Below are 21958 nucleotides of genomic sequence, written 5' to 3'. Positions count from 1 at the left end.
GAGTGGTGTGCGTCACAGCGAGCTGGCGGCGAAACTGCGCTCGATATCGGCGCGGCTGACCTGCGGATCGGTGCCCGGGACATAGCTGGGCTCGGTGTGCGGCACGGTGGTGCCGTTCTTGACGCGCTGCTGCGCCTCCCTGAATTCGCGTGCCGGGCCGGCGGCGGTGTGCAGGCCGTTGATCGCAGACCACACGATGGCCCGCCGGGCGGCCCGCTCGATCGGGTTGGGGTCGGTGTGACCGATCAGCTGCTTGGCCCATCTGGGCATGGTGTCGCGGATCGCCCAGTCGATGGCGCTCTGCGGCATCGGCAGGTTGGGGCCGGTGGCCATGGCTGCGCCGTGGGTCAGCGCCAGGCGGGGCAGGTAGGAGTGCAGACAGTCCAGCGTCTCGGCCTTGGTGGTGGGCAGGTCGGTGCCGCCCAGCGCGTGGCCGACCCGGATGAACTCGCCGTAGTAGCGGTCGAGTTTCTTCCCGCGCAACGGATTCGGGTGGTACAGCTCGTGGGCCGTGGCGATGCCCCACACGACGGTGGCGTAGTTCCAGCGCAGCCACTGCGGGTCATCGGCGTCATAGGCGGCGCCGTCGGGCCGGGTGCCCTTGATGGTGTGGTGCATGGCGCGCACGGTTCGGGCCACCCGTTCGGCGGACTCGGTGTTGCCGTAGGCCGTGCCGATGAAGAAGGCGATCGAGTGCCCGAGGCGGACCGCGGCGCCCTTGGGGTCCACCGCGGGGATGGCATTGCCCTGGTCGTCTCGCTTGACCAGTCGTGAGTGGTGCATGCCCATCCAGTAGATCGACGGGTCGAGGCGTTCCATGTAGGCCGCGCACTGCAGGCCGAAGATCAGGGCCTCGGTGTGCGAGTGCACGTGCCACACCGCGCTGCCCGGGCCGAACCAACCCGGATCGCCCGCGGGTTCGGCGAATTCCAGGCCGCGGAAGTAGTGCTTGCGGATGTCCTGATCGAACTTGCGTTGCAGCAACCGCTCGACGTGCTGGTGCGGCAGATCCATGCCCACATCCCTTCTGGTCACGATTGTGACCAGAATACATTTTGGTCACAGCCGTAGCCAGAACTAATCTGGACCGATGTCGACCCCAACCCGGTGGGCGGGTGTTCCGCTGACCGACCGGCGCGCCGAGCGGCGCGGACTCCTGGTCGACGCCGCGTATGCGTTGTTCGGCGACGGTGGCGAGGCGGCCCTGTCGGTGCGTTCGGTGTGCCGGGCCGCCGGGCTGAACTCCCGGTACTTCTACGAGAGCTTCGCCGACACCGACGAGCTGCTCGGCGCGGTGTACGACAAGGTGAGTGCCGAACTCGCCGAGACGGTGGACACTGCGATGGCATCCGCCGCCGACGCGCTGCGCGCCCGCACCAGGGCGGGTATGGCGGCGGTGCTGGACTTCGGTTCGGCGGACCCGCGCCGGGGCCGGGTGCTGTTCACCGATGCCCGGTCCAATCCCGTGCTGATCGCGCGCCGGGCCGCCACCCAGGATCTGCTGCTGGCCGCCGTGCTCGCCGAGGTGCAGCCGGGCGCCGACCCGGTGGTCGCGCGGGTCGGCGCGGCGATGTACACCGGCGCGATGGCAGAGTTGGCCCAGCAGTGGCTTGCGGGCGCGTTGGGTACAGACCTGGATGCGGTGGTCGACGCGGCGCTCGGGCTCGTGCTCGGCCGAGATTGACGAAAAGGTCGTTCCCGGTGCGGTGACAGCGACCATGTCGTCGATCTCGACGGAGATGGATCCGCCGGGCGGCATGGCGCGTCCAAGAAGGTGTGCCGGTTGCATTCGTCGGGGGTGACGCGGTGACGGCCGGGCGCCTCACTCGTGCCCAGCTTCGTCACCGCTATCGACCGATATTCCGGGGGATATACATCCCCAAGCACCATCGGCCCTCGTTGTGGGATCGGATCGAAGGGGCGTTGCTCGTCGCGCCCGGTGCCGTGGTCGCAGGTGTGGCTGCGTCGGCGCTGCACGGGGCGAAATGGGTCGACGATGACGTGGACGTCGAGTTGATCGCGGCATGTCGGCCTCAGCCGGGCCTCGTGGTGCGCAGGGAGGCGCTGGGTGAGGGCGAGATCATCACAGTGCGTGGGCTTCGGGTGACATCACCGGTCCGGACGGCCTTCGACCTGGGGCGCCACCTGACCCGGGATATGGCGGTGCCCCGTCTCGACGCCCTGATGAATGCGAAGCCGTTCGCCGTCGAAGATGTCGAGCTGCTCGCAAAGGTCCATCCTGGACGGCGCTGGCTGACCCGGCTGAATTCCGCATTGCCTCTTGTCGATGGTGGTGCCGAGTCGCCGAAGGAGACGTGGTTGCGCTTGTTGTTCGCCGACGCCGGGTTGCCCACGCCCACCACGCAGTTCGTCGTCCGCACCGAGTCTGGCCGCTACGTCCGGCGGATCGACATGGCCTGGGAGAAGTTCAAGGTCGGTGCCGAGTACGACGGTCAGCAACATCTGACCGAGCGCGCGCAGTACGCGAAGGACGTGTGGGCGGATCGCGAATTGCGCCGCTCTGGAGGCCCGCGGCTGGTCGGGTCGAGATTGACGACATGGTTGCTCGCAAGGTGCGGCGCACAACCATTTCGTCGACCTCGGCGCCCAAGCTAGACCGACGCGGGCCGCCAGCGCTTGATCCAGTCCGTCTCCGGCCATTCCTCAGCGGCGGCCAGTAACTCGTACATGGTTGCGCCGTCGACTGTTTCGCGGATGATGTCGGCGTGCCCGGCATGCCGGGACAACTCCTCCACCAGGTGCAGCAGCACCCACCGGACCGACCAGTGGTCGATGTCCTGCGGGAACCACGGCACGTCGTGGGGCACCGGTACCGGAGTGTCGAAGTCGGCTTCGGCGAACACCTGCAGGGTCGCGGCATTCTGTGCTTTCAGGGCTTCCAGGAGGCCGTGCAGGGTCTCGTCCTCGCGCATCACGTACTGCTCCTCGTATTCGGCCATGAGCTCTTCCATCGGCCTGGCATCGGGCACCGGGATGGACGGCGCGTGCGCGGCCCGTTCCGTCCAGCCCTTCTGGCAGTTGGTCACATGCTTGACCAGCCCGCCGATGGACAACGAACTGGCAGCGGGCGCGGAGCGCGCCTGCTCGTCGGTGAGTCCGTAGGCCACCGCCAGGAACGCGTCCTGCTGGAACGCCAGGAAGTTGATCAGGGTCTGGCGCTCGCCGGCGGCGGGGGCGGGCATTCCGGGCATATCAGTTCTCCTTCGAGTGGATGTAAAGGTCACGGATGCAGGCGATTTCCGCACCGTGGTGGATCATTTCGCGGTTGATGTGCAGGACCAGGACGGCCATCGGCTCAGCGCCGTACGGTCCTTCGGTCGGTCCGCAGGGCTTGGTCAGGTCTGCCTCGGTGAATGCACGCACCCCCGCGATCCAGCGTGCGTACGCGTCATCGAGCTGGCGCAGCGCGCCCGCGGCGTCGGTGGCGTACTGCCAGGTCTCGTAGTCGGCGGGCGGTCCGCCGAAATGGGAGTGGTTGCGCATGGCGAGCACGCCGACGATGACATGCGCCAGCCGCCACGCGATGGTGGTGAAGGGTTCCGGTCGTGGTGGGGGATAGGCGAAATCGACGGTCGTCCCGTTCGCGCCGGGGTGCACGTTCCAGCAGTCCGGCACCGGCTCCCAGAAGTACTCGTCATCGGTCAGGCCCTCGAAGCGCGGACGCAGCTGGTGTGTCCAGTGGAAGTCCAGCTGGTCGGCCAGGAGTTCGGTGTACATGAGCCCACCCTGACATCCATATAGGACAGTTTCGGTCCTATGAATGCGCCAAGATGGTGAACATGAGCACCGCCAGGGTCCTGCAACTGCTCGGCCTGCTGCAGTCACGCCGGGTCTGGACCTCCGAGGAGCTGGCCCAGCGCCTCGAGGTCACCACGCGCAGCGTGCGCCGCGATGTCGAGCGTCTGCGCGATCTCGGATATCCCGTGCACGCAAGCAAGGGGCACGGCGGCGGCTACCAACTCGGTGCCGGGGCCGCCCTGCCCCCGCTGCTGCTCGAGTCGGACGAGGCCGTCGCCATGGCCGTGTGCCTGCGCCTGGCCGCGGGCGGCAGCGTGGCCGGAATCGGCGAATCGGCGTTGCGCGCACTGTCGAAACTCGACCAGGTGATGCCGTCACGGTTGCGCTCCCAGGTGGCCGCGGTCCACGAAAACACCGTCACCCTGACCGCCGCCTCCGACGACGCCGTCGACCCCGACATCCTGATGACCCTGGCTCGTGCCAGCCGCGACCACGAACACATCGGTTGCGGATACGTCGACATCCACGGCAATGCCACCGTGCGCCGCCTCGAGCCCTATCAACTGGTCACCACCGGCCGGCGCTGGTATCTGCTGGGCTACGACCGGGACCGTGACGACTGGCGCAGCCTGCGCCTGGACCGGATGTCCGACGTCCGTGCACTCGGCAGCACCTTCGTCCCCCGATCTGCCCCCGACGCCGCCGATTACGTGCGCCGCGCCATCAGCTCGTTGCCCTATCGCTACATCGCCCGGGTGCGCTATCACGCCGCGCACGATGTTGTCGCCCAGACCTTTTCCGCGACGTCGGTGCAGATCGAACCGGACGGGCCCGACGCGTGCATCGTCACCACCGGCGCCGACGATCCCGCGCGGATGGCGTTGTACCTGGCCATGCCCGGGTGTGAGTTCGAAGTCCTGGACCCGCCCGAGGTGGCCGAGGCGGTACGGGCTGCCGCCGAACGCCTTCGCAGGGCGGCCGTGCGAACGTAAGGTGCGCTCATGCGTCTGACCGCAGCGGAGTCGACCGAACTGTTCGTCGGGCCGGCGGACGCGCCGCTGCAGATCGTGCGGGTCACCTGTCAGGACGCCGCCGGCGAGGTGATCCGGATCGAGGGCGAGGGCCTGCGCGGGCAGGGGCCGGTCCTCGGCGACGCCGGTGAGATCCCGGTTCACGTCGACCATCCGGTCCCCGGCGAACTGCGGCCGGCGCGGGCAGGTGATCTGCCGTTCACCTTCGTCGTCGCGGAGCCCGGCTGGACGATGCACATGATCAGCCACTTCCACTACGACCCGGTCTGGTGGAACACCCAGGCCGCCTACACCAGCGTCTGGACCGAGGATCCACCCGGTGCGTGCCGGCAGACCAACGGCTTCGAACTGGTGACGGCGCATCTGGAGATGGCCCGCCGCGAGCCCGAGTACAAGTTCGTGCTCGCCGAGGTGGACTACCTCAAGCCGTTCTGGGACACCCACCCCGAGGAACGGGCCGATCTGCGCCGCTTCATCGCCGACGGCCGGATCGAGATCATGGGCGGTACCTACAACGAACCCAACACCAACCTCACCAGTCCGGAGACGGCGATCCGGAACTTCGTGGCGGGCATCGGCTTTCAGCGTGATGTGCTCGGGGCCGACCCGGCGACGGCATGGCAGCTCGACGTGTTCGGCCACGACCCGCAGTTCCCCGGGATGGCCGCCGACGCCGGGCTGACGTCCAGTTCGTGGGCTCGCGGTCCGCATCACCAGTGGGGTCCGATGGCCGATCACGGCGACCCCGAACGCATGCAGTTCGCCAGCGAGTTCGAATGGACGGCACCGTCCGGTCGGGGCCTGCTCACCCACTACATGCCGGCGCACTATGCGGCGGGTTGGTGGATGGACGCCTCCGCCGGCCTCGCCGAGGCGGAGCAGCAGACCTTCGCACTGTTCTCCAGCCTGAAAAAGGTTGCGTTGACCCGCAATGTGCTCCTGCCCGTCGGGACTGACTACACCCCGCCGAACAAGTGGGTCACCGAGATCCACCGCGACTGGAACGCCCGCTACACCTGGCCGCGATTCGTGTGCGCCCTGCCCAAGGAGTTCTTCGCGGCCGTCCGGGCCGAACTGGCTGACCGGGCCGCGCTGCCTTCGGCGCAGACCCGGGACATGAACCCGATCTACACCGGAAAGGACGTCTCCTACATCGACACCAAGCAGGCCAACCGTGCCGCCGAGAACGTGGTGTTGGAAGCCGAACGCTTCGCGGTGTTCGCCGGAACACTGTGCGGGGCAACCTATCCGCAGGCCGCGCTGGAGAAGGCGTGGGTGCAACTGGCCTACGGAGCCCACCACGACGCGATCACCGGCTCCGAATCCGACCAGGTCTATCTCGACCTGTTGACCGGCTGGCGTGATGCGTGGGAACTGGGCCGGACCGCCCGCGACAACGCACTGGCCCTGCTCAGCGGTGCGGTGGATGCGCCGATGGTGGTGTGGAATCCGCTGGCGCACCGCAGGTCGGATGTGGTGACCGCGCAGCTCGACCGCCCGTTCGCCGGCGTGGTGCGGGACCAGCACGGCGACCCCGTCCCGTCGGTATCGCACGGACACACGGTGAGCTGGCTGGCTCGCGACGTCGGGTCGCTGGGTTGGCGGGCGTACCGGCTCGATGACGACAGCCCGGGATCAGGGTGGGAGCCGTTGGACGGCAACGAGATACGCAACGAGTACTACCGAGTCCGAGTCGACCCCGCCCGCGGTGGCGGGGTGAGTTCGGTGCTCGCCGGCGGACGCGAGCTGATCGCGGGCGCCACGGTGGGCAACGAACTCGCCGTTTACGACGAGTACTCGGCACACCCGAAGGCCGGCGAGGGGCCGTGGCACCTGCTGCCCACCGGCCCGGTGGTGTGTTCCTCGGCGTACCCCGCCGAGGTGTGGGCCTCCCGCTGCGCGCTCGGAGAGCGGCTGACCGTCCGTGGACGCATCGACGACATCCTTCGCTACACCCAGACGATCACGCTGTGGCACGGCGTCTCGCGCATCGAATGCCGCACCACGGTTGACGAATTCACCGGCGCCGACAAGTTACTGCGGCTGCGCTGGCCGTGCCCGGTGCCCGGTGCGATGCCGGTCAGCGAGGTCGGCGACGCGGTGATCGGTCGCGGCTTCGGGCTCCTGCACCCGCATGGGGTGGCGCACGCCGTCGACTCCGCGCAGTATCCGTACACACTGGACAACCCGGCATACGGTTGGTTCGGGTTGTCCTCGATGCTGCGGGTGCGCGTCGGCGCGGGGGTCCGGGCGGTATCGGTGGCCGAAGTAGTGACACCCGAAGAACAATTCGACGTCCGCGACCTGATGGTTGCCCTCGTGCGCGCCGGCGTCACCGCCACCTGCAGCGCGGCGGACAAACCCCGCTACGGCGACCTGTCGGTGGACTCCAACCTGCCCGATGCGCGGATCGCGCTCGGAGCGCCGGACGAGAATTCGTTCACCGCAGCGGTTTTGCACACTTCGCCCGAACATCGGCACGAGCTCGATCGCCAGCTCGCCGCGGGCGGCACGGCCCGGGTGTGGGTCCCCGCGGCCTCGGCGCTCGCCGACACCTGGATACCCGGTGCCGACCTGCGCGGCGCCCGCAGCTTGCCGGTCCTCATCGTCGTCGGCGATATCGGGGCGCTGGTGCAGGATCTGGCCGACGCAGAGATCGCCGTGCACCAGGACGCAGCCGCCGGGCTGACCCCGTTCGAGTCGGTGACCGTCGCGCTGTGCAACCGGGGCGTGCCCGGTTTCGCCGTCGAACTCGACGGCACGCTGCAGACCTCCCTGATGCGGTCCTGCACCGGCTGGCCCTCGGGAACCTGGATCGACCCACCGCGCCGCACCGCCCCCGACGGCTCCAACTTCCAGCTTCAGCACTGGTCGCACACCTTCGACTACGCGCTGGTGGCCAGCGAGGGGGACTGGCGTGACGCCGACATACCCGCCCGCAGTGCAGAGTTCTCGCATCCTCTGATCGCCGTGCCCAACCGGCGGGCGGGTGCCGACGGGCTGCCGGCCCACGGCGCGCTACTCGACGTCGACTCGACGGGAGGCCGCGTCGCCCTGGGTGCGCTCAAGGCCGCCGGCAACCCGTTCGCGGCGGGTTCGACCGCGCGGGTCGAGCCGTCCTCGGTTTCCCTTCGCCTCGTCGAAACGCACGGCCGGAGCGCAGAATTCGTGGTCCGATCGGGTATCTGCAGTGTCTCGGCGCTGACCGAGGCGGATCTGCTGGAACGGCCGTCCGGTCCGGCGACCACGACGCTGCACGGCTATCAGATCGCCACCCTGCGCGGCCGGCTGGACGGGATCCGGATCGCCAACGCCGATCAGCAGACGCTGGCCCCGGAGGCCGAGTACGCCCAACCGCTCTATGCGCGCTACTGGTTGCACAACCGTGGTCCCGCGCCATTGGGGGGTTTGCCGCTGGTGGCACATCTGCATCCCAGCCATCTCGTGGCTGAGTCGGATACCGTTGTGCGCCTTCGTCTCACCGCGTCCAGTGACTGTACGGATGCGGCGCTGCACGGCCGGGTCCGGTTGGTCATGCCGCCCGGCTGGATCGCCGAGCCGGCCGACCTGTCCTTCGTGCTGCCGCCGGGGGAGTACCTGGAGGCCGAGGTCGGGGTGACGGTACCGGCGGGCATCCCGCGCGGTCTCTATCCCGTCCGCGCGGAACTTGCCGCGGGCGGACGCGGGCTGCCCGCGGCGTGGCATCAGGTCGTCGAGGATGTCTGCATCGTGTCGATCCAGGCAACAACGGATGACGAGATACTGCGGCTGGTCTCAGGGCCCGAACCGGTGAGCGTGCGCGCCGGCGGCCGCGCGGCGCTGTCGGTCACCGTCGGTACCGATGCGGGCGCCGACCTGGCCGTCGAAGCTCACCTCATCAGTCCGTGGGAAACCTGGGAATGGTTGGGTCCGCCGGCCGTCGGGACAGAGGTACCCGCGCGCGGGACTCGGCAACTGGACTTCGACGTCGCCCCGCCGCCCTGGCTGGATCCGGGCCGGTGGTGGGCGCTGGTCAGGGTGGCCTGCGCGGGCCGGCTGGTGTACTCGCCGGCGGTCGAGATACGGGTGCTGCCATGACGGCGGTGGCCTGGGTGGCCGGTACGCCGATCCCGGAAACCGCTGTCGACGAACGCGAACGTCGGCTGCGGGCGGGATCGCGGGCTGCCGCATTGCCCCGGCCGGGAACAAGCGAGGGCAGACAGCTGCGCCGCTGGCTGACCCAGCTGTTGGTGGCCGAGGCGGTGGTGGCCGGTGAGCAAGGCGGAGCCGATCCGCCGGCCCTGCACGATGTGCTGCCCGACCCGGCGGCACGACTGGAGATCGGCAGCATCGGCGCCGCGGTGCTCGAATCACCGCACGCCCGTGCCGTTTTCGCGCGGATCACCGCGGCGGTCGAGGTCTCCGAAGCCGATATCGCGGCTTACCACGAACGTAACCCGACCCGATTCGGCCCGCGCCGCACAGCGATCGCACTGGAGCAGGCGCGGCCCGCGGTCACCGCTCATCTGCGGGCGGCCGACCGCAGACGGGTGTTCCGGCACTGGCTGGACACGCGCTGCGCGGAGCTGGTCCGGCTGGCGCCGGGTTACGAGCATCCCGGAGACCCGCGCCAACCCGACAACACCCACCGGCATTGACCGCCATGGCAGACAGACCATGCCTCGGCGAGCAGATCGGTGTCACCTGATAGAGATGGGCACCTGATGGCACTCACCCTCGCGCTCGACGTCGGCGGCACCAAGATCGCCGTCGGGCTGGTCGATGCGGCGGGCACGCTCACGCACCGCGCGCAGCAGCCCACCCCACACGCCGACGCGGACACCGTATGGGAGGTCGCCGCGCATCTGATCCGCGATGCACTGGACCGCGCCGGCGGCCCGGTGCACGGTGTCGGCATCAGCTCCGCCGGCCCCGTCGACCTGCACTCCGGAACGGTCAGCCCCATCAATATCACTGGCTGGCAAGCATTCCCGGTCGTCGAGCGGACTCGGCAGCTGACCGGCGCCCCGGTACGGCTCGGGGGTGACGGACTGTGTATGGCGCTCGGCGAGCAGTGGCGCGGCGCCGGGGTCGGCGCGCAATTCCTGCTGGGCATGGTGGTCTCGACGGGCATCGGCGGGGGACTGGTGCTCGACGGCGCCCCGTACGACGGGCGCACCGGCAATGCCGGCCACATCGGTCACGTCATCGTCGAACCGGACGGCGAGCCGTGCACGTGCGGGGGCCGGGGTTGTGTCGAGACCGTGGCGTCGGGCCCGCATCTGGTGCGCTGGGCGCGGGAAAACGGTTGGGCGGCCCCGCCCGGCGCCGACGCGAAAGTGTTGGCCGACGCCGCCGTCGCAGGTGACGAGATCGCGCTCAAGGCGTTCCGCCGGGGCGCGACCGGGGTGGCGATGATGATCGCCGGGGTCGCGGCGACCTGCGATCTGGACCTTGTCGTCATCGGTGGCGGGGTGGCCAAGTCGGGAGCTCTGCTCTTCGATCCGCTGCGGGCGGCGCTGCACACCTACGCCGGACTGTCGTTCCTGCGGGATCTCCGCGTGGTCCCCGCCGCACTCGGCGGGGACGCCGGACTGGTGGGGGCCGCCGCGCTGGCCCTGGCCAGGTGAGTGCGTCCCCCATCGCACAGCGCTGCGGTACCGGTGGCGCTCGTTTTGGCTGATCGGCCGTGAGTCCGCTATCCTTGTCGGGTTCCACCGAAGACCGTCGGTCACCGAGCAATCGGTTGAAGGTCCCGGATTTCCGGGCGGCCCACGCAGGAGGACGAGGTAACAGTATTTCCTGTGCGCCCCGACCTGTCCTGTGTCGGGGCGTTTGTGATTTCAGGCCCTTTTGCCGCCCATCCGGGCTCTGGCGGTTGGTGGACATCCCAACCATCACGAGGAGGCAAGCATGGCCAACGCTGACAAGGCCACCGCGGTCGCCGACATCGCCGAGAAGTTCAAGGAGGCGACGGCCACCGTCGTCACCGAGTACCGCGGCCTGAAGGTGTCCAACCTTGCCGAGCTGCGCAGGTCGCTGGGCGACGGAACGACGTACACCGTCGCCAAGAACACCTTGGTGAAGCGTGCGGCGTCCGAGGCCGGGATCGAGGGTCTGGACGACCTCTTCACCGGTCCGACCGCCATCGCGTTCATCAACGGCGAGCCCGTCGACGCTGCCAAGGCGATCAAGAAGTTCGCCAAGGACAACAAGGCGCTCGTCATCAAGGGCGGCTACATGGACGGCAAGGCGCTGTCCGTATCCGAGGTCGAGCGGATCGCCGATCTGGAGTCCCGCGAGGTGCTCCTGTCGCGCGTCGCCGGCGCCCTGAAGGCCAAGCAGTCCCAGGCCGCTGCGCTGTTCGTCGCGCCCGCGTCCCAGGTCGCCCGCCTGGCCGCAGCTCTGCAAGAGAAGAAGGCCTCAGAGGGTTCGGCAGACACTGCCGCCTGAGACCAACAAACCACCACCACCCATAGAGATAAGGAATCACCATGGCAAAGCTGTCCACCGAAGAACTCATCGACGCCTTCAAGGAACTGACCCTGCTCGAGCTCTCTGAGTTCGTGAAGGTGTTCGAGGACACCTTCGACGTCACCGCCGCCGCTCCGGTCGCCGTTGCGGCCGCCCCCGCCGCTGGTGGCGCTGCCGCCGAGGCCGCCGAGGAGCAGTCCGAGTTCGACGTCATCCTCGAGGGTGCCGGCGACAAGAAGATCGGCGTCATCAAGGTCGTCCGTGAGATCGTTTCCGGCCTGGGTCTGAAGGAAGCCAAGGACCTGGTCGACGGCGCCCCCAAGCCGCTGCTGGAGAAGGTCACCAAGGAAGCCGCCGAGGACGCCAAGGCCAAGCTCGAGGCCGCCGGCGCATCGGTCACCGTCAAGTAGTTTCAGCCTCGTTGATGGGCCGGGTCGGTAACGACCCGGCCCATCGTCGTCGACAGGCCTGTTTGCCAACTCACTTCTGTGTTGCTGAAATCAGCCGTGCGCTACAGTGACTCAAGCCACAGGCGGGGTAGCACGTGGCGCGGTGGGTCGTAGTCGGAAGGAAACCGTATGGGCGTCGCAATCGACGTAACTGGACTGAGTAAGTCGTTCGGGTCGTCGAAGATTTGGGAAGACGTCACGCTGAAGGTTCCTGAGGGTGAGGTCAGCGTGTTGCTGGGGCCTTCGGGTACCGGTAAGTCGGTGTTCTTGAAGTCGTTGATCGGTTTGTTGCGCCCGGAGAAGGGTTCGATCGTCATCGATGGGACCAACATCTTGGAGTGCTCGGCCAAGGAGCTCTACGAGATCCGGACGTTGTTCGGTGTGCTGTTTCAGGACGGTGCGCTGTTCGGGTCGATGAACATTTATGACAACACCGCGTTCCCGTTGCGGGAGCACACCAAGAAGTCCGAGTCCGATATCCGCAAGATCGTGATGGAGAAGCTCGAGCTGGTGGGTATGCCCAATGATGGGCACAAGTTCCCCGGTGAGATCTCCGGTGGTATGCGCAAGCGTGCCGGTTTGGCGCGGGCGTTGGTGTTGGATCCGCAGATCATCTTGTGTGATGAGCCGGACTCGGGTCTGGATCCGGTCCGTACGGCGTATCTGTCGCAGTTGCTCATCGATATCAATGCCCAGATCGATGCGACGGTGTTGATCGTGACGCACAACATCAATATTGCGCGGACGGTGCCGGACAACATCGGCATGTTGTTCCGCAAGCATTTGGTGATGTTCGGTCCGCGTGAGGTGTTGTTGACCTCGGAGGAGCCGGTGGTCAAGCAGTTCCTCAATGGTCGTCGTATCGGTCCGATCGGTATGTCCGAGGAGAAGGACGAGGCGACTGCGGCGGCGGAGCAGGCGATGATGGATGCCGGTCAGAGCGATGGTGGTGTGGAGGAGATCGAGGGTGTGCCGCCGCAGCTGATTGCGACGCCGGGGATGCCTGAGCGTAAGGGTGTGGCGCGTCGTCAGGCCCGGGTGCGCGAGATCCTGCACACGCTGCCCCCGGCCGCGCAGGCCGCGATCCTCGACGATCTCGACGGCACTCATCAGTTCAAGAGCCATGAGTTCGCCGGCGAGCCACACCGGCACGTCGCTCATCAGGAAAGCCACGACGAGGAGTTCCCGACGGCCTCGATACCCCAGGCCACCGAGCAGTAAGCAGAACGGCGCCGGCCGGCGGGACCGATCACGGTCCCGCCGGCCGTTGTCGTTTCGCACCACTCGGCGCCGAGCACACTGATGTGATCTTCCTCACAGCCCTCTGAAGCGCGCTCGTGTCGGTGGTGCCCGCTACTATCCAAAAGTGCGCAGCAAACCGCGTGTGAAGTCTTGACGGAAGCGCCCAAACGGGCCAGTCTGTTGGGCAGCATGTGTGCACGGATTGAGGACGCCAGCCAGCGCCCAACCGATATCACACGCGGTGGTCGAAGGATGTTGTTTGAAGAACAGGCGGACGTGCGCTATCGTTGGACGTTGCGCTGGCTGCATCCTGCCCACCCCTCACCCGCACTTGACACTGTGGTCTTAGCCTGAGTCCTGCTCAGTGACCTAGACGCGTGCCGTGTGTCCAGAGGTTTCGGACTGTGAGAACGCCAGCCGAACCGATGCAGATTACAGCGGCCAAAAAGGACCGGCGAACAGCCCTTCCAAAAGGTCGCATCAGTTGCTGGAAGGGTGCATCTTGGCAGTCTCTCGCCAGAGCAAGTCCGATATTTCCAACTCCGTACCGGGAGCGCCTAACCGAATTTCGTTCGCGAAGCTCCGTGAACCACTCGAGGTTCCGGGGCTGCTTGACGTTCAGATCGATTCGTTCGAATGGCTGGTCGGATCCGAGCAGTGGCGCACCAAGGCCATCGCCCGCGGTGACCTCGCCAACCCGGTGGGTGGCCTCGAAGAGGTGCTCGCCGAACTCTCGCCGATCGAGGACTTCTCCGGCTCCATGTCGCTGAGCTTCTCCGATCCGCGCTTCGACGAGGTCAAGGCGCCGGTCGACGAGTGCAAAGACAAGGACATGACGTACGCGGCCCCGCTGTTCGTCACGGCCGAGTTCATCAACAACAACACCGGTGAGATCAAGAGCCAGACGGTCTTCATGGGTGACTTCCCGATGATGACCGACAAGGGCACCTTCATCATCAACGGCACCGAGCGTGTCGTCGTGTCGCAGCTGGTCCGGTCGCCGGGCGTGTACTTCGACTCCTCGATCGACAAGGCCACCGAGAAGGACCTGCACAGTGTGAAGGTCATCCCGGGCCGCGGTGCGTGGCTGGAGTTCGACGTCGACAAGCGCGACACCGTCGGTGTGCGTATCGACCGCAAGCGCCGTCAGCCGGTCACCGTGCTGCTCAAGGCGCTGGGCTGGACCAACGAGCAGATCGTGGAGCGCTTCGGCTTCTCCGAGATCATGATGGGCACGCTGGAGAAGGACAACACCGCCGGCACCGATGAGGCGCTGCTGGACATCTACCGGAAGCTGCGCCCGGGCGAGCCGCCGACCAAGGAGTCCGCGCAGACCCTGCTGGAGAATCTGTTCTTCAAGGAGAAGCGCTACGACCTGGCCCGCGTCGGCCGCTACAAGGTCAACAAGAAGCTCGGCCTCAACGCCGGGCAGCCGATCACCAACTCGACGCTGACCCCCGAGGACATCGCGGCCACCATCGAGTACCTGGTGCGCCTGCACGAGGGCCAGACCAGCATGACGGCGCCCGACGGCGTCGAGGTGCCCGTCGAGGTCGACGACATCGACCACTTCGGAAACCGTCGTCTGCGTACCGTCGGCGAGCTGATCCAGAACCAGATCCGGGTCGGCCTGTCGCGTATGGAGCGCGTCGTCCGCGAGCGGATGACCACCCAGGACGTCGAGGCGATCACGCCGCAGACCCTGATCAACATCCGTCCCGTCGTGGCGGCGATCAAGGAGTTCTTCGGAACGTCGCAGCTGTCGCAGTTCATGGACCAGAACAACCCGCTGTCGGGTCTGACCCACAAGCGCCGCCTGTCGGCGCTGGGCCCCGGCGGTCTGTCCCGTGAGCGCGCCGGCCTCGAGGTTCGCGACGTGCACTCCAGCCACTACGGCCGGATGTGCCCGATCGAGACCCCGGAAGGCCCGAACATCGGCCTGATCGGGTCGCTGTCGGTGTACGCCCGGGTGAACCCGTTCGGCTTCATCGAGACCCCGTACCGCAAGGTGATCGACGGCCAGGTCAGTGACCAGATCGACTACCTGACCGCCGACGAGGAGGACCGCCACGTCGTGGCGCAGGCCAACTCGCCGCTGGACGGCGACGGCCGGTTCACCGAGGACAAGATCCTGGTCCGCCGTAAGGGTGGCGAGGTCGAGTTCGTCTCCGCCGCCGACGTGGACTACATGGACGTCTCGCCGCGCCAGATGGTGTCGGTCGCGACCGCGATGATCCCGTTCCTCGAGCACGACGACGCCAACCGTGCCCTGATGGGTGCCAACATGCAGCGCCAGGCTGTTCCGCTGGTGCGCAGCGAGGCCCCGCTGGTCGGTACCGGTATGGAGCTGCGGGCAGCCATCGATGCCGGCGACGTGGTCGTCACCGAGAAGGCCGGTGTGGTCGAGGAGGTCTCCGCCGACTACATCACCGTGATGGCCGACGACGGCACCCGTCGTAGCTACGTGCTGCGCAAGTTCAACCGCTCCAACCACGGCACGTGCGCCAACCAGCGCCCGATCGTGGATCACGGGCAGCGGGTCGAGGTGGGCCAGGTGCTCGCCGACGGTCCCTGCACCGAGAACGGTGAGATGGCCCTGGGCAAGAACCTGCTCGTGGCGATCATGCCGTGGGAGGGCCACAACTACGAGGACGCGATCATCCTCTCCAACCGTCTGGTGGAAGAGGACGTGCTCACCTCGATTCACATCGAAGAGCACGAGATCGATGCCCGCGACACCAAGCTGGGCGCCGAGGAGATCACCCGGGACATCCCGAACGTCTCCGACGAGGTGCTGGCCGATCTCGACGAGCGCGGCATCATCCGCATCGGTGCCGAGGTCCGCGACGGCGACATCCTGGTCGGCAAGGTCACGCCCAAGGGTGAGACCGAGCTGACCCCGGAAGAGCGTCTGCTGCGCGCCATCTTCGGTGAGAAGGCCCGCGAAGTCCGCGACACCTCGCTGAAGGTCCCGCACGGCGAGTCGGGCAAGGTCATCGGCATCCGCGTGTTCTCCCGCGAGGATGACGACGAGCTGCCCGCCGGCGTCAACGAGCTGGTCCGCGTCTACGTGGCTCAGAAGCGCAAGATCTCCGACGGCGACAAGCTCGCCGGACGCCACGGCAACAAGGGCGTCATCGGCAAGATCCTGCCGGTCGAGGACATGCCGTTCATGCCTGATGGCACCCCGGTGGACATCATCCTGAACACCCACGGTGTGCCGCGTCGTATGAACATCGGCCAGATCCTGGAAACCCACCTCGGGTGGGTGGCCAAGGCCGGCTGGAACATCGATGTCGCCAACGGAACTCCTGAGTGGGCGAGCAACCTGCCCGAGGAACTGCTCAGCGTTCCGGCGGACAGCATCGTGTCCACCCCGGTGTTCGACGGTGCCCGTGAGGGTGAGCTGCAGGGCATCCTCGGCTCGACGCTGCCGAACCGCGACGGCGAGGTCATGGTCAATGCCGACGGTAAGGCGCGTCTGTTCGACGGGCGTTCCGGCGAGCCGTTCCCATACCCGGTGACGGTCGGCTACATGTACATCCTGAAGCTGCACCACCTGGTGGACGACAAGATCCACGCCCGCTCCACCGGTCCGTACTCGATGATCACCCAGCAGCCGCTCGGTGGTAAGGCGCAGTTCGGTGGTCAGCGGTTCGGTGAGATGGAGTGCTGGGCCATGCAGGCCTACGGTGCGGCGTACACGCTGCAGGAGCTGCTCACCATCAAGTCCGACGACACGGTGGGTCGCGTCAAGGTCTACGAGGCGATCGTCAAGGGCGAGAACATCCCCGAACCCGGTATCCCGGAGTCGTTCAAGGTGCTTCTCAAAGAGTTGCAGTCGCTGTGCCTCAACGTCGAGGTCCTGTCTTCCGACGGAGCCGCGATCGAGATGCGTGACGGTGACGACGAGGACTTGGAGCGTGCCGCTGCAAACCTCGGAATCAACCTGTCCCGCAACGAATCCGCTTCGGTCGAGGACCTGGCCTAGCGGCGAGCGCTTGCGCGAGCCGTCATTGAACGCAGTGTTTTTCTAGTCCCGAAAGGGGAAAGGGAGTTACGTGCTAGACGTCAACTTCTTCGATGAACTCCGTATCGGTCTCGCGACCGCGGACGACATCCGCAACTGGTCCTTCGGCGAGGTCAAGAAGCCGGAGACCATCAACTACCGCACGCTCAAGCCCGAGAAGGACGGCCTGTTCTGCGAGAAGATCTTCGGACCGACTCGCGACTGGGAGTGCTACTGCGGCAAGTACAAGCGTGTGCGCTTCAAGGGCATCATCTGTGAGCGCTGCGGCGTCGAGGTCACTCGCGCCAAGGTGCGTCGTGAGCGGATGGGCCACATCGAGCTGGCCGCGCCCGTCACGCACATCTGGTACTTCAAGGGTGTGCCCAGCCGTCTGGGCTACCTGCTGGACCTGGCCCCGAAGGATCTGGAAAAGATCATCTACTTCGCGGCCTACGTGATCACCTCCGTCGACACGGAGATGCGCCACAACGAGCTGTCCACGCTCGAAGCCGAGATGGTCGTCGAGAAGAAGGCCGTCGAGGATCAGCGCGACGCCGACCTGGAGGCCCGGGCGCAGAAGCTCGAAGCCGACCTGGCCGAGCTGGAGGCCGAGGGCGCCAAGTCCGACGTGCGCCGCAAGGTGCGCGACGGCGGCGAGCGTGAGATGCGCCAGCTGCGCGACCGGACCCAGCGTGAGCTGGACCGGCTCGACGAGATCTGGACCACCTTCACCAAGCTGGCTCCCAAGCAGCTCATCGTGGACGAGGTGCTCTACCGCGAGCTGCAGGACCGCTACGGCGAGTACTTCACCGGCGCCATGGGCGCGGAGTCGATCAAGAAGCTCATCGAGAGCTTCGACATCGACGCCGAGGCCGAGTCGCTGCGCGACACCATCAAGAACGGCAAGGGCCAGAAGAAGCTTCGCGCCCTGAAGCGTCTGAAGGTCGTCGCGGCGTTCCAGATGAACCGCAACTCCCCGATGGGCATGGTGCTCGACGCCGTTCCGGTGATCCCGCCGGAGCTGCGCCCGATGGTTCAGCTCGACGGTGGCCGCTTCGCCACCTCCGACCTGAACGACCTGTACCGCCGCGTGATCAACCGCAACAACCGGCTCAAGCGACTGATCGACCTCGGCGCACCCGAGATCATCGTCAACAACGAGAAGCGCATGCTTCAGGAGTCGGTGGACGCGCTGTTCGACAACGGCCGTCGTGGCCGGCCCGTCACGGGTCCGGGCAACCGTCCGCTCAAGTCGCTGTCCGATCTGCTCAAGGGCAAGCAGGGCCGGTTCCGTCAGAACCTGCTCGGTAAGCGCGTCGACTACTCGGGCCGTTCGGTCATCGTCGTCGGCCCGCAGCTCAAGCTGCACCAGTGCGGTCTGCCCAAGCTGATGGCACTCGAGCTGTTCAAGCCGTTCGTGATGAAGCGTCTGGTCGACCTGAACCACGCGCAGAACATCAAGAGCGCCAAGCGCATGGTCGAGCGTCAGCGTCCCCAGGTGTGGGATGTCCTCGAAGAGGTCATCGCCGAGCACCCGGTGCTGCTGAACCGTGCACCCACCCTGCACCGCCTCGGTATCCAGGCCTTCGAGCCGCAGCTGGTGGAAGGCAAGGCCATCCAGCTGCACCCGTTGGTGTGTGAGGCGTTCAACGCCGACTTCGACGGTGACCAGATGGCAGTGCACCTGCCGCTGAGCGCCGAGGCGCAGGCCGAGGCCCGCATCCTGATGCTGTCCTCGAACAACATCCTGTCGCCCGCGTCGGGCCGCCCGCTGGCCATGCCGCGTCTGGACATGGTGACCGGGCTGTTCTTCCTGACCACCGAGATCCCCGGCGATACCGGCGAATACACGCCGGCCGCCACGGACACCCCGGAGACCGGTGCGTACAGCAGCCCGGCCGAGGCCATCATGGCCCTGGACCGCGGTGCGCTGTCGGTGCGGGCCAAGATCAAGGTGCGGCTGACGCAGCAGCGTCCGCCGGCCGCGGTCGAGGCCGAGCTGTTCGAAGACGGCTGGAAGCCCGGCGACGCCTGGACCGCGGAGACCACCCTGGGTCGCGTGCTGTTCAACGAGTTGCTGCCGAAGGGCTACCCCTTCGTCAACGCGCAGATGTTCAAGAAGGCCCAGGCGTCGATCATCAACGATCTTGCCGAGCGGTACCCGATGATCGTCGTCGCGCAGACCGTGGACAAGCTCAAGGACGCCGGCTTCTACTGGGCCACCCGTTCGGGTGTCACCGTGTCGATGGCCGACGTGCTGGTTCCCCCGCAGAAGCAGGAGATCCTGGAGCGCTACGAGGGCGAGGCCGACTCGATCGAGAAGCAGTACCAGCGCGGCAAGCTCAACCACGACGAGCGCAACGGCGAGCTGGTGAAGATCTGGCAGCAGGCCACCGAAGAGGTCGGTAAGGCGCTGGAGGCGTACTACCCCGAGGACAACCCGATCATCACGATCGTGAAGTCCGGCGCGACGGGCAACCTGACCCAGACCCGCACCCTGGCGGGCATGAAGGGTCTGGTGACCAACCCGAAGGGTGAGTACATCCCGCGTCCGATCAAGTCCTCGTTCCGCGAGGGCCTGACCGTGCTGGAGTACTTCATCAACACCCACGGTGCCCGTAAGGGTCTGGCCGACACCGCGCTGCGTACCGCCGACTCGGGTTACCTGACCCGTCGTCTGGTGGACGTGTCGCAGGACGTCATCGTGCGCGAGAACGACTGTGAGACCGAGCGTGGTATCAACGTCACTCTCGCCGAGAAGCAGGCCGACGGTTCCCTGGTGCGCGATCAGCACATCGAGACCTCGGCGTACGCCCGCACCCTGGCCACCGACGCGGTGGACGCCGACGGCAACGTCGTCGTCGCCCGTGGCCACGACCTGGGTGACCCGGCGATCGATGCCCTGCTGGCGGCCGGTATCACCGAGGTGAAGGTCCGCTCCGTGCTGACCTGCACCACGGGTACCGGTGTGTGTGCCATGTGCTACGGCCGCTCGATGGCCACCGGCAAGCTCGTCGACATCGGCGAGGCCGTCGGTATCGTCGCCGCGCAGTCCATCGGTGAGCCCGGCACGCAGCTGACCATGCGTACCTTCCACCAGGGTGGTGTGACCGGTGGCGCCGATATCGTCGGCGGTCTGCCCCGTGTGCAGGAACTGTTCGAGGCCCGCGTGCCGAAGAACCGTGCCCCGATCGCGGACGTCACGGGACGGGTCCGGCTCGAAGAGACGGACAAGTTCTACAAGATCACCATCGTTCCCGACGACGGCAGCGAAGAGGTTGTCTACGACAAGCTCACCCGCCGCCAGCGCCTGAAGGTGTTCAAGCACGACGACGGCTCCGAGCGTCTGCTCTCCGACGGTGACCACGTCACCGTGGGCCAGCAGCTCATGGAGGGTGCTGCCGATCCGCACGAGGTGCTGCGTGTGCAGGGCCCGCGCGAGGTGCAGATCCACCTCGTCAAGGAGGTCCAGGAGGTCTACCGGGCCCAGGGTGTGTCGATCCACGACAAGCACATCGAGGTCATCGTCCGGCAGATGCTGCGCCGCGTCACGATCATCGATTCGGGTGCGACGGAGTTCCTGCCCGGGTCGCTGACCGAGCGTGCCGAGTTCGAGGTCGAGAACCGTCGCGTGGTGGCCGAGGGCGGCGAGCCCGCGGCCGGACGTCCGGTGCTGATGGGTATCACCAAGGCGTCGCTGGCCACGGATTCGTGGCTGTCGGCGGCGTCGTTCCAGGAGACCACGCGCGTGCTGACCGATGCGGCGATCAACTGCCGCAGCGACAAGCTGCAGGGTCTGAAGGAGAACGTGATCATCGGTAAGTTGATCCCGGCCGGTACCGGCATCGCCCGTTACCGCGATATCCAGGTGCAGCCGACCGAAGAGGCCCGCGCTGCGGCGTACACGATCCCGTCTTACGAGGATCAGTACTACAGCCCGGACTTCGGCCAGAGCACCGGTGCTGCCGTGCCGCTGGACGATTACGGTTACTCGGACTACCGCTAGTTCGTACGGAAGAGGCCCCCACGTCGCGTGGGGGCCTTTTTCGTGCGTCGAGTGTGAAACGTCTGCGATGTGGAAGCGTTTGCGCCGCAGGGGATTCACACTCGGCGGGCGAAGGCTCGGTTGAGACGGTTGATGATGCCGCGCTCGGGGTCGCGCTTCGTCACCCGGACGATGACCCAGCCGAGGTTCGCCAATGCCTCCAGGCGGTGGATGTCGCGGGCGAAGACCTCCGGGTCGACGCGGTGCTGACCGCCGTCGTACTCGGCCCCGATCTTGAGGTTCTCCCAGCCCATGTCCACCCGGGCGAACGGATAGCCGTACTCGTCGCGAACGGTGATCTGCGTCTGGGGCCGTGGAAATCCGGCCCGGATGATCAGCAACCGCAGCCAGGTTTCGCGCGGAGACTCGGCTCCGGCATCGACCAGCTCGAGCGCTCGCCTGACGTTCCGCAGTCCGCGCCGGCCGGGGTACCGCGCCGCCAGCGTCTCGACCGCGACGAACTCCAGGTGGGTCGCATGGGCCAGGGCGTCGATCGCGGCGACGGCAGCGTCGAGTGGACGCCGGCAGCCGATGTCGAGCGCGGCGCGGACCGGAGAACACACGGGCATACCGCCGATCTCCACGATCTCGTCCTGCTCGATACGGTCAGCGAAGGTTCGGATGCCTCGTGGGGGGTGTCGGTTGTCGTGAATGAGCTCGGCGGGCTCGTGTGCCCCGACCCATGGCGCGCGGTGCAGGGCGGCGGCGGAGTTACCGGCGATGATGGCGCGCCGCTTCGACCACAACCATGCGGCCTGGGCCCGGCTGCTCGCCGTGAGAGCGCTGTCGACGTAGACGTTCGGATAGACGGCCGTGAAACGGGTGCGCAGCGTGTGGGAGTTCAACGCCCCGGATGCCAAGGCTTCGCTGCCGAGGAACGGGTCTCCCATGATTGAAGTCTCAGGCCGCCTCGGTTGTGACAGCTCTGAGAAATCGAGTGTGAAACTTCTGCGGAAAATCGGAGTCTGCG

15 protein-coding genes are annotated in these 21958 nt (G+C 66.9%); 11 read left to right on the top strand and 4 right to left on the bottom strand.

Translation table 11 applies throughout. The annotated features are described in order from the left end of the window. Positions 1 to 12: 12 nt before the first annotated feature. Complete coding sequence (locus tag QN239_RS27255; protein ID WP_499015059.1) at positions 13 to 1014, bottom strand: oxygenase MpaB family protein; 1002 nt, start codon at positions 1012 to 1014, stop codon at positions 13 to 15. Between the two features lie 76 nt (positions 1015 to 1090). On the opposite strand from QN239_RS27255, the gene QN239_RS27250 reads away from it, so the two are divergent. Continuing rightward, on the top strand, positions 1091 to 1684 hold the full coding sequence (locus tag QN239_RS27250) for a TetR/AcrR family transcriptional regulator (protein ID WP_499015057.1): 594 nt from the start codon (positions 1091 to 1093) through the stop codon (positions 1682 to 1684). A 92-nt stretch (positions 1685 to 1776) separates the two neighbouring features. Then, a complete protein-coding gene (locus QN239_RS27245) occupies positions 1777 to 2616 on the top strand; it encodes a type IV toxin-antitoxin system AbiEi family antitoxin (RefSeq protein ID WP_499015056.1) in 840 nt (279 codons plus the stop codon). Here the strand turns inward: QN239_RS27245 and QN239_RS27240 are convergent. Both QN239_RS27240 and QN239_RS27235 read right to left on the bottom strand, forming a co-directional pair. Next, positions 2613 to 3212, bottom strand: a complete 600-nt coding sequence (locus QN239_RS27240; RefSeq protein WP_499015055.1) for a DinB family protein — start codon at positions 3210 to 3212, stop codon at positions 2613 to 2615. The genes QN239_RS27245 and QN239_RS27240 overlap by 4 nt on opposite strands. A 1-nt stretch (position 3213) precedes the next feature. Then, positions 3214 to 3738, bottom strand: coding sequence for a DinB family protein (locus QN239_RS27235; protein ID WP_499015054.1), 525 nt, complete (start codon positions 3736 to 3738; stop codon positions 3214 to 3216). Positions 3739 to 3800: 62 nt separating this feature from the next. On the opposite strand from QN239_RS27235, the gene QN239_RS27230 reads away from it, so the two are divergent. The 9 genes from QN239_RS27230 (at position 3801) to QN239_RS27190 (ending at position 20949) form a co-directional block, all read left to right on the top strand. Beyond that, the gene (locus QN239_RS27230) at positions 3801 to 4751 is read left to right on the top strand and encodes a helix-turn-helix transcriptional regulator (protein WP_499015052.1); all 951 of its coding nucleotides are present in this window, start codon (positions 3801 to 3803) and stop codon (positions 4749 to 4751) included. A 9-nt stretch (positions 4752 to 4760) separates the two neighbouring features. Then, positions 4761 to 8867, top strand: coding sequence for a glycoside hydrolase family 38 N-terminal domain-containing protein (locus tag QN239_RS27225; RefSeq protein WP_499015050.1), 4107 nt, complete (start codon positions 4761 to 4763; stop codon positions 8865 to 8867). Then, positions 8864 to 9427 (top strand): DUF7158 domain-containing protein, encoded by a 564-nt coding sequence (locus QN239_RS27220; RefSeq protein ID WP_499015048.1) that lies wholly within the window; start codon positions 8864 to 8866, stop codon positions 9425 to 9427. The genes QN239_RS27225 and QN239_RS27220 overlap by 4 nt, the downstream gene beginning before the upstream one ends. Before the next feature lie 66 nt (positions 9428 to 9493). Then, the gene (locus QN239_RS27215) at positions 9494 to 10399 is read left to right on the top strand and encodes an ROK family protein (RefSeq protein ID WP_499015047.1); all 906 of its coding nucleotides are present in this window, start codon (positions 9494 to 9496) and stop codon (positions 10397 to 10399) included. A 283-nt stretch (positions 10400 to 10682) separates the two neighbouring features. After that, entirely contained in the window at positions 10683 to 11222 is a 540-nt protein-coding gene (rplJ, locus tag QN239_RS27210; RefSeq protein WP_090360014.1) for a 50S ribosomal protein L10, read from the top strand. Positions 11223 to 11263: 41 nt separating this feature from the next. After that, positions 11264 to 11653 carry a 50S ribosomal protein L7/L12 gene (gene rplL, locus QN239_RS27205; RefSeq protein WP_090360011.1) on the top strand — a complete coding sequence of 130 codons (390 nt, stop codon included), beginning with the start codon at positions 11264 to 11266 and terminating at the stop codon, positions 11651 to 11653. Positions 11654 to 11821: 168 nt separating this feature from the next. Next, positions 11822 to 12913, top strand: a complete 1092-nt coding sequence (locus QN239_RS27200; RefSeq protein WP_499015045.1) for an ABC transporter ATP-binding protein — start codon at positions 11822 to 11824, stop codon at positions 12911 to 12913. A 505-nt stretch (positions 12914 to 13418) separates the two neighbouring features. Next, on the top strand, positions 13419 to 16925 hold the full coding sequence (gene rpoB, locus QN239_RS27195; protein WP_090360006.1) for a DNA-directed RNA polymerase subunit beta: 3507 nt from the start codon (positions 13419 to 13421) through the stop codon (positions 16923 to 16925). 70 nt (positions 16926 to 16995) lie between these two features. Then, positions 16996 to 20949, top strand: coding sequence for a DNA-directed RNA polymerase subunit beta' (locus QN239_RS27190; RefSeq protein ID WP_499015042.1), 3954 nt, complete (start codon positions 16996 to 16998; stop codon positions 20947 to 20949). Positions 20950 to 21044: 95 nt separating this feature from the next. Here the strand turns inward: QN239_RS27190 and QN239_RS27185 are convergent, their stop codons facing one another. Beyond that, entirely contained in the window at positions 21045 to 21878 is an 834-nt protein-coding gene (locus QN239_RS27185; RefSeq protein ID WP_499015041.1) for a putative endonuclease domain-containing protein, read from the bottom strand. Positions 21879 to 21958 lie beyond the last annotated feature (80 nt).

Source organism: Mycolicibacterium sp. Y3 (assembly GCF_051188035.1).
Taxonomy (GTDB): domain Bacteria; phylum Actinomycetota; class Actinomycetes; order Mycobacteriales; family Mycobacteriaceae; genus Mycobacterium; species Mycobacterium fluoranthenivorans.
The sequence above is the reverse complement of the archived record's forward strand: the minus strand, read 5'-3'. Positions and strand labels throughout refer to the sequence as shown.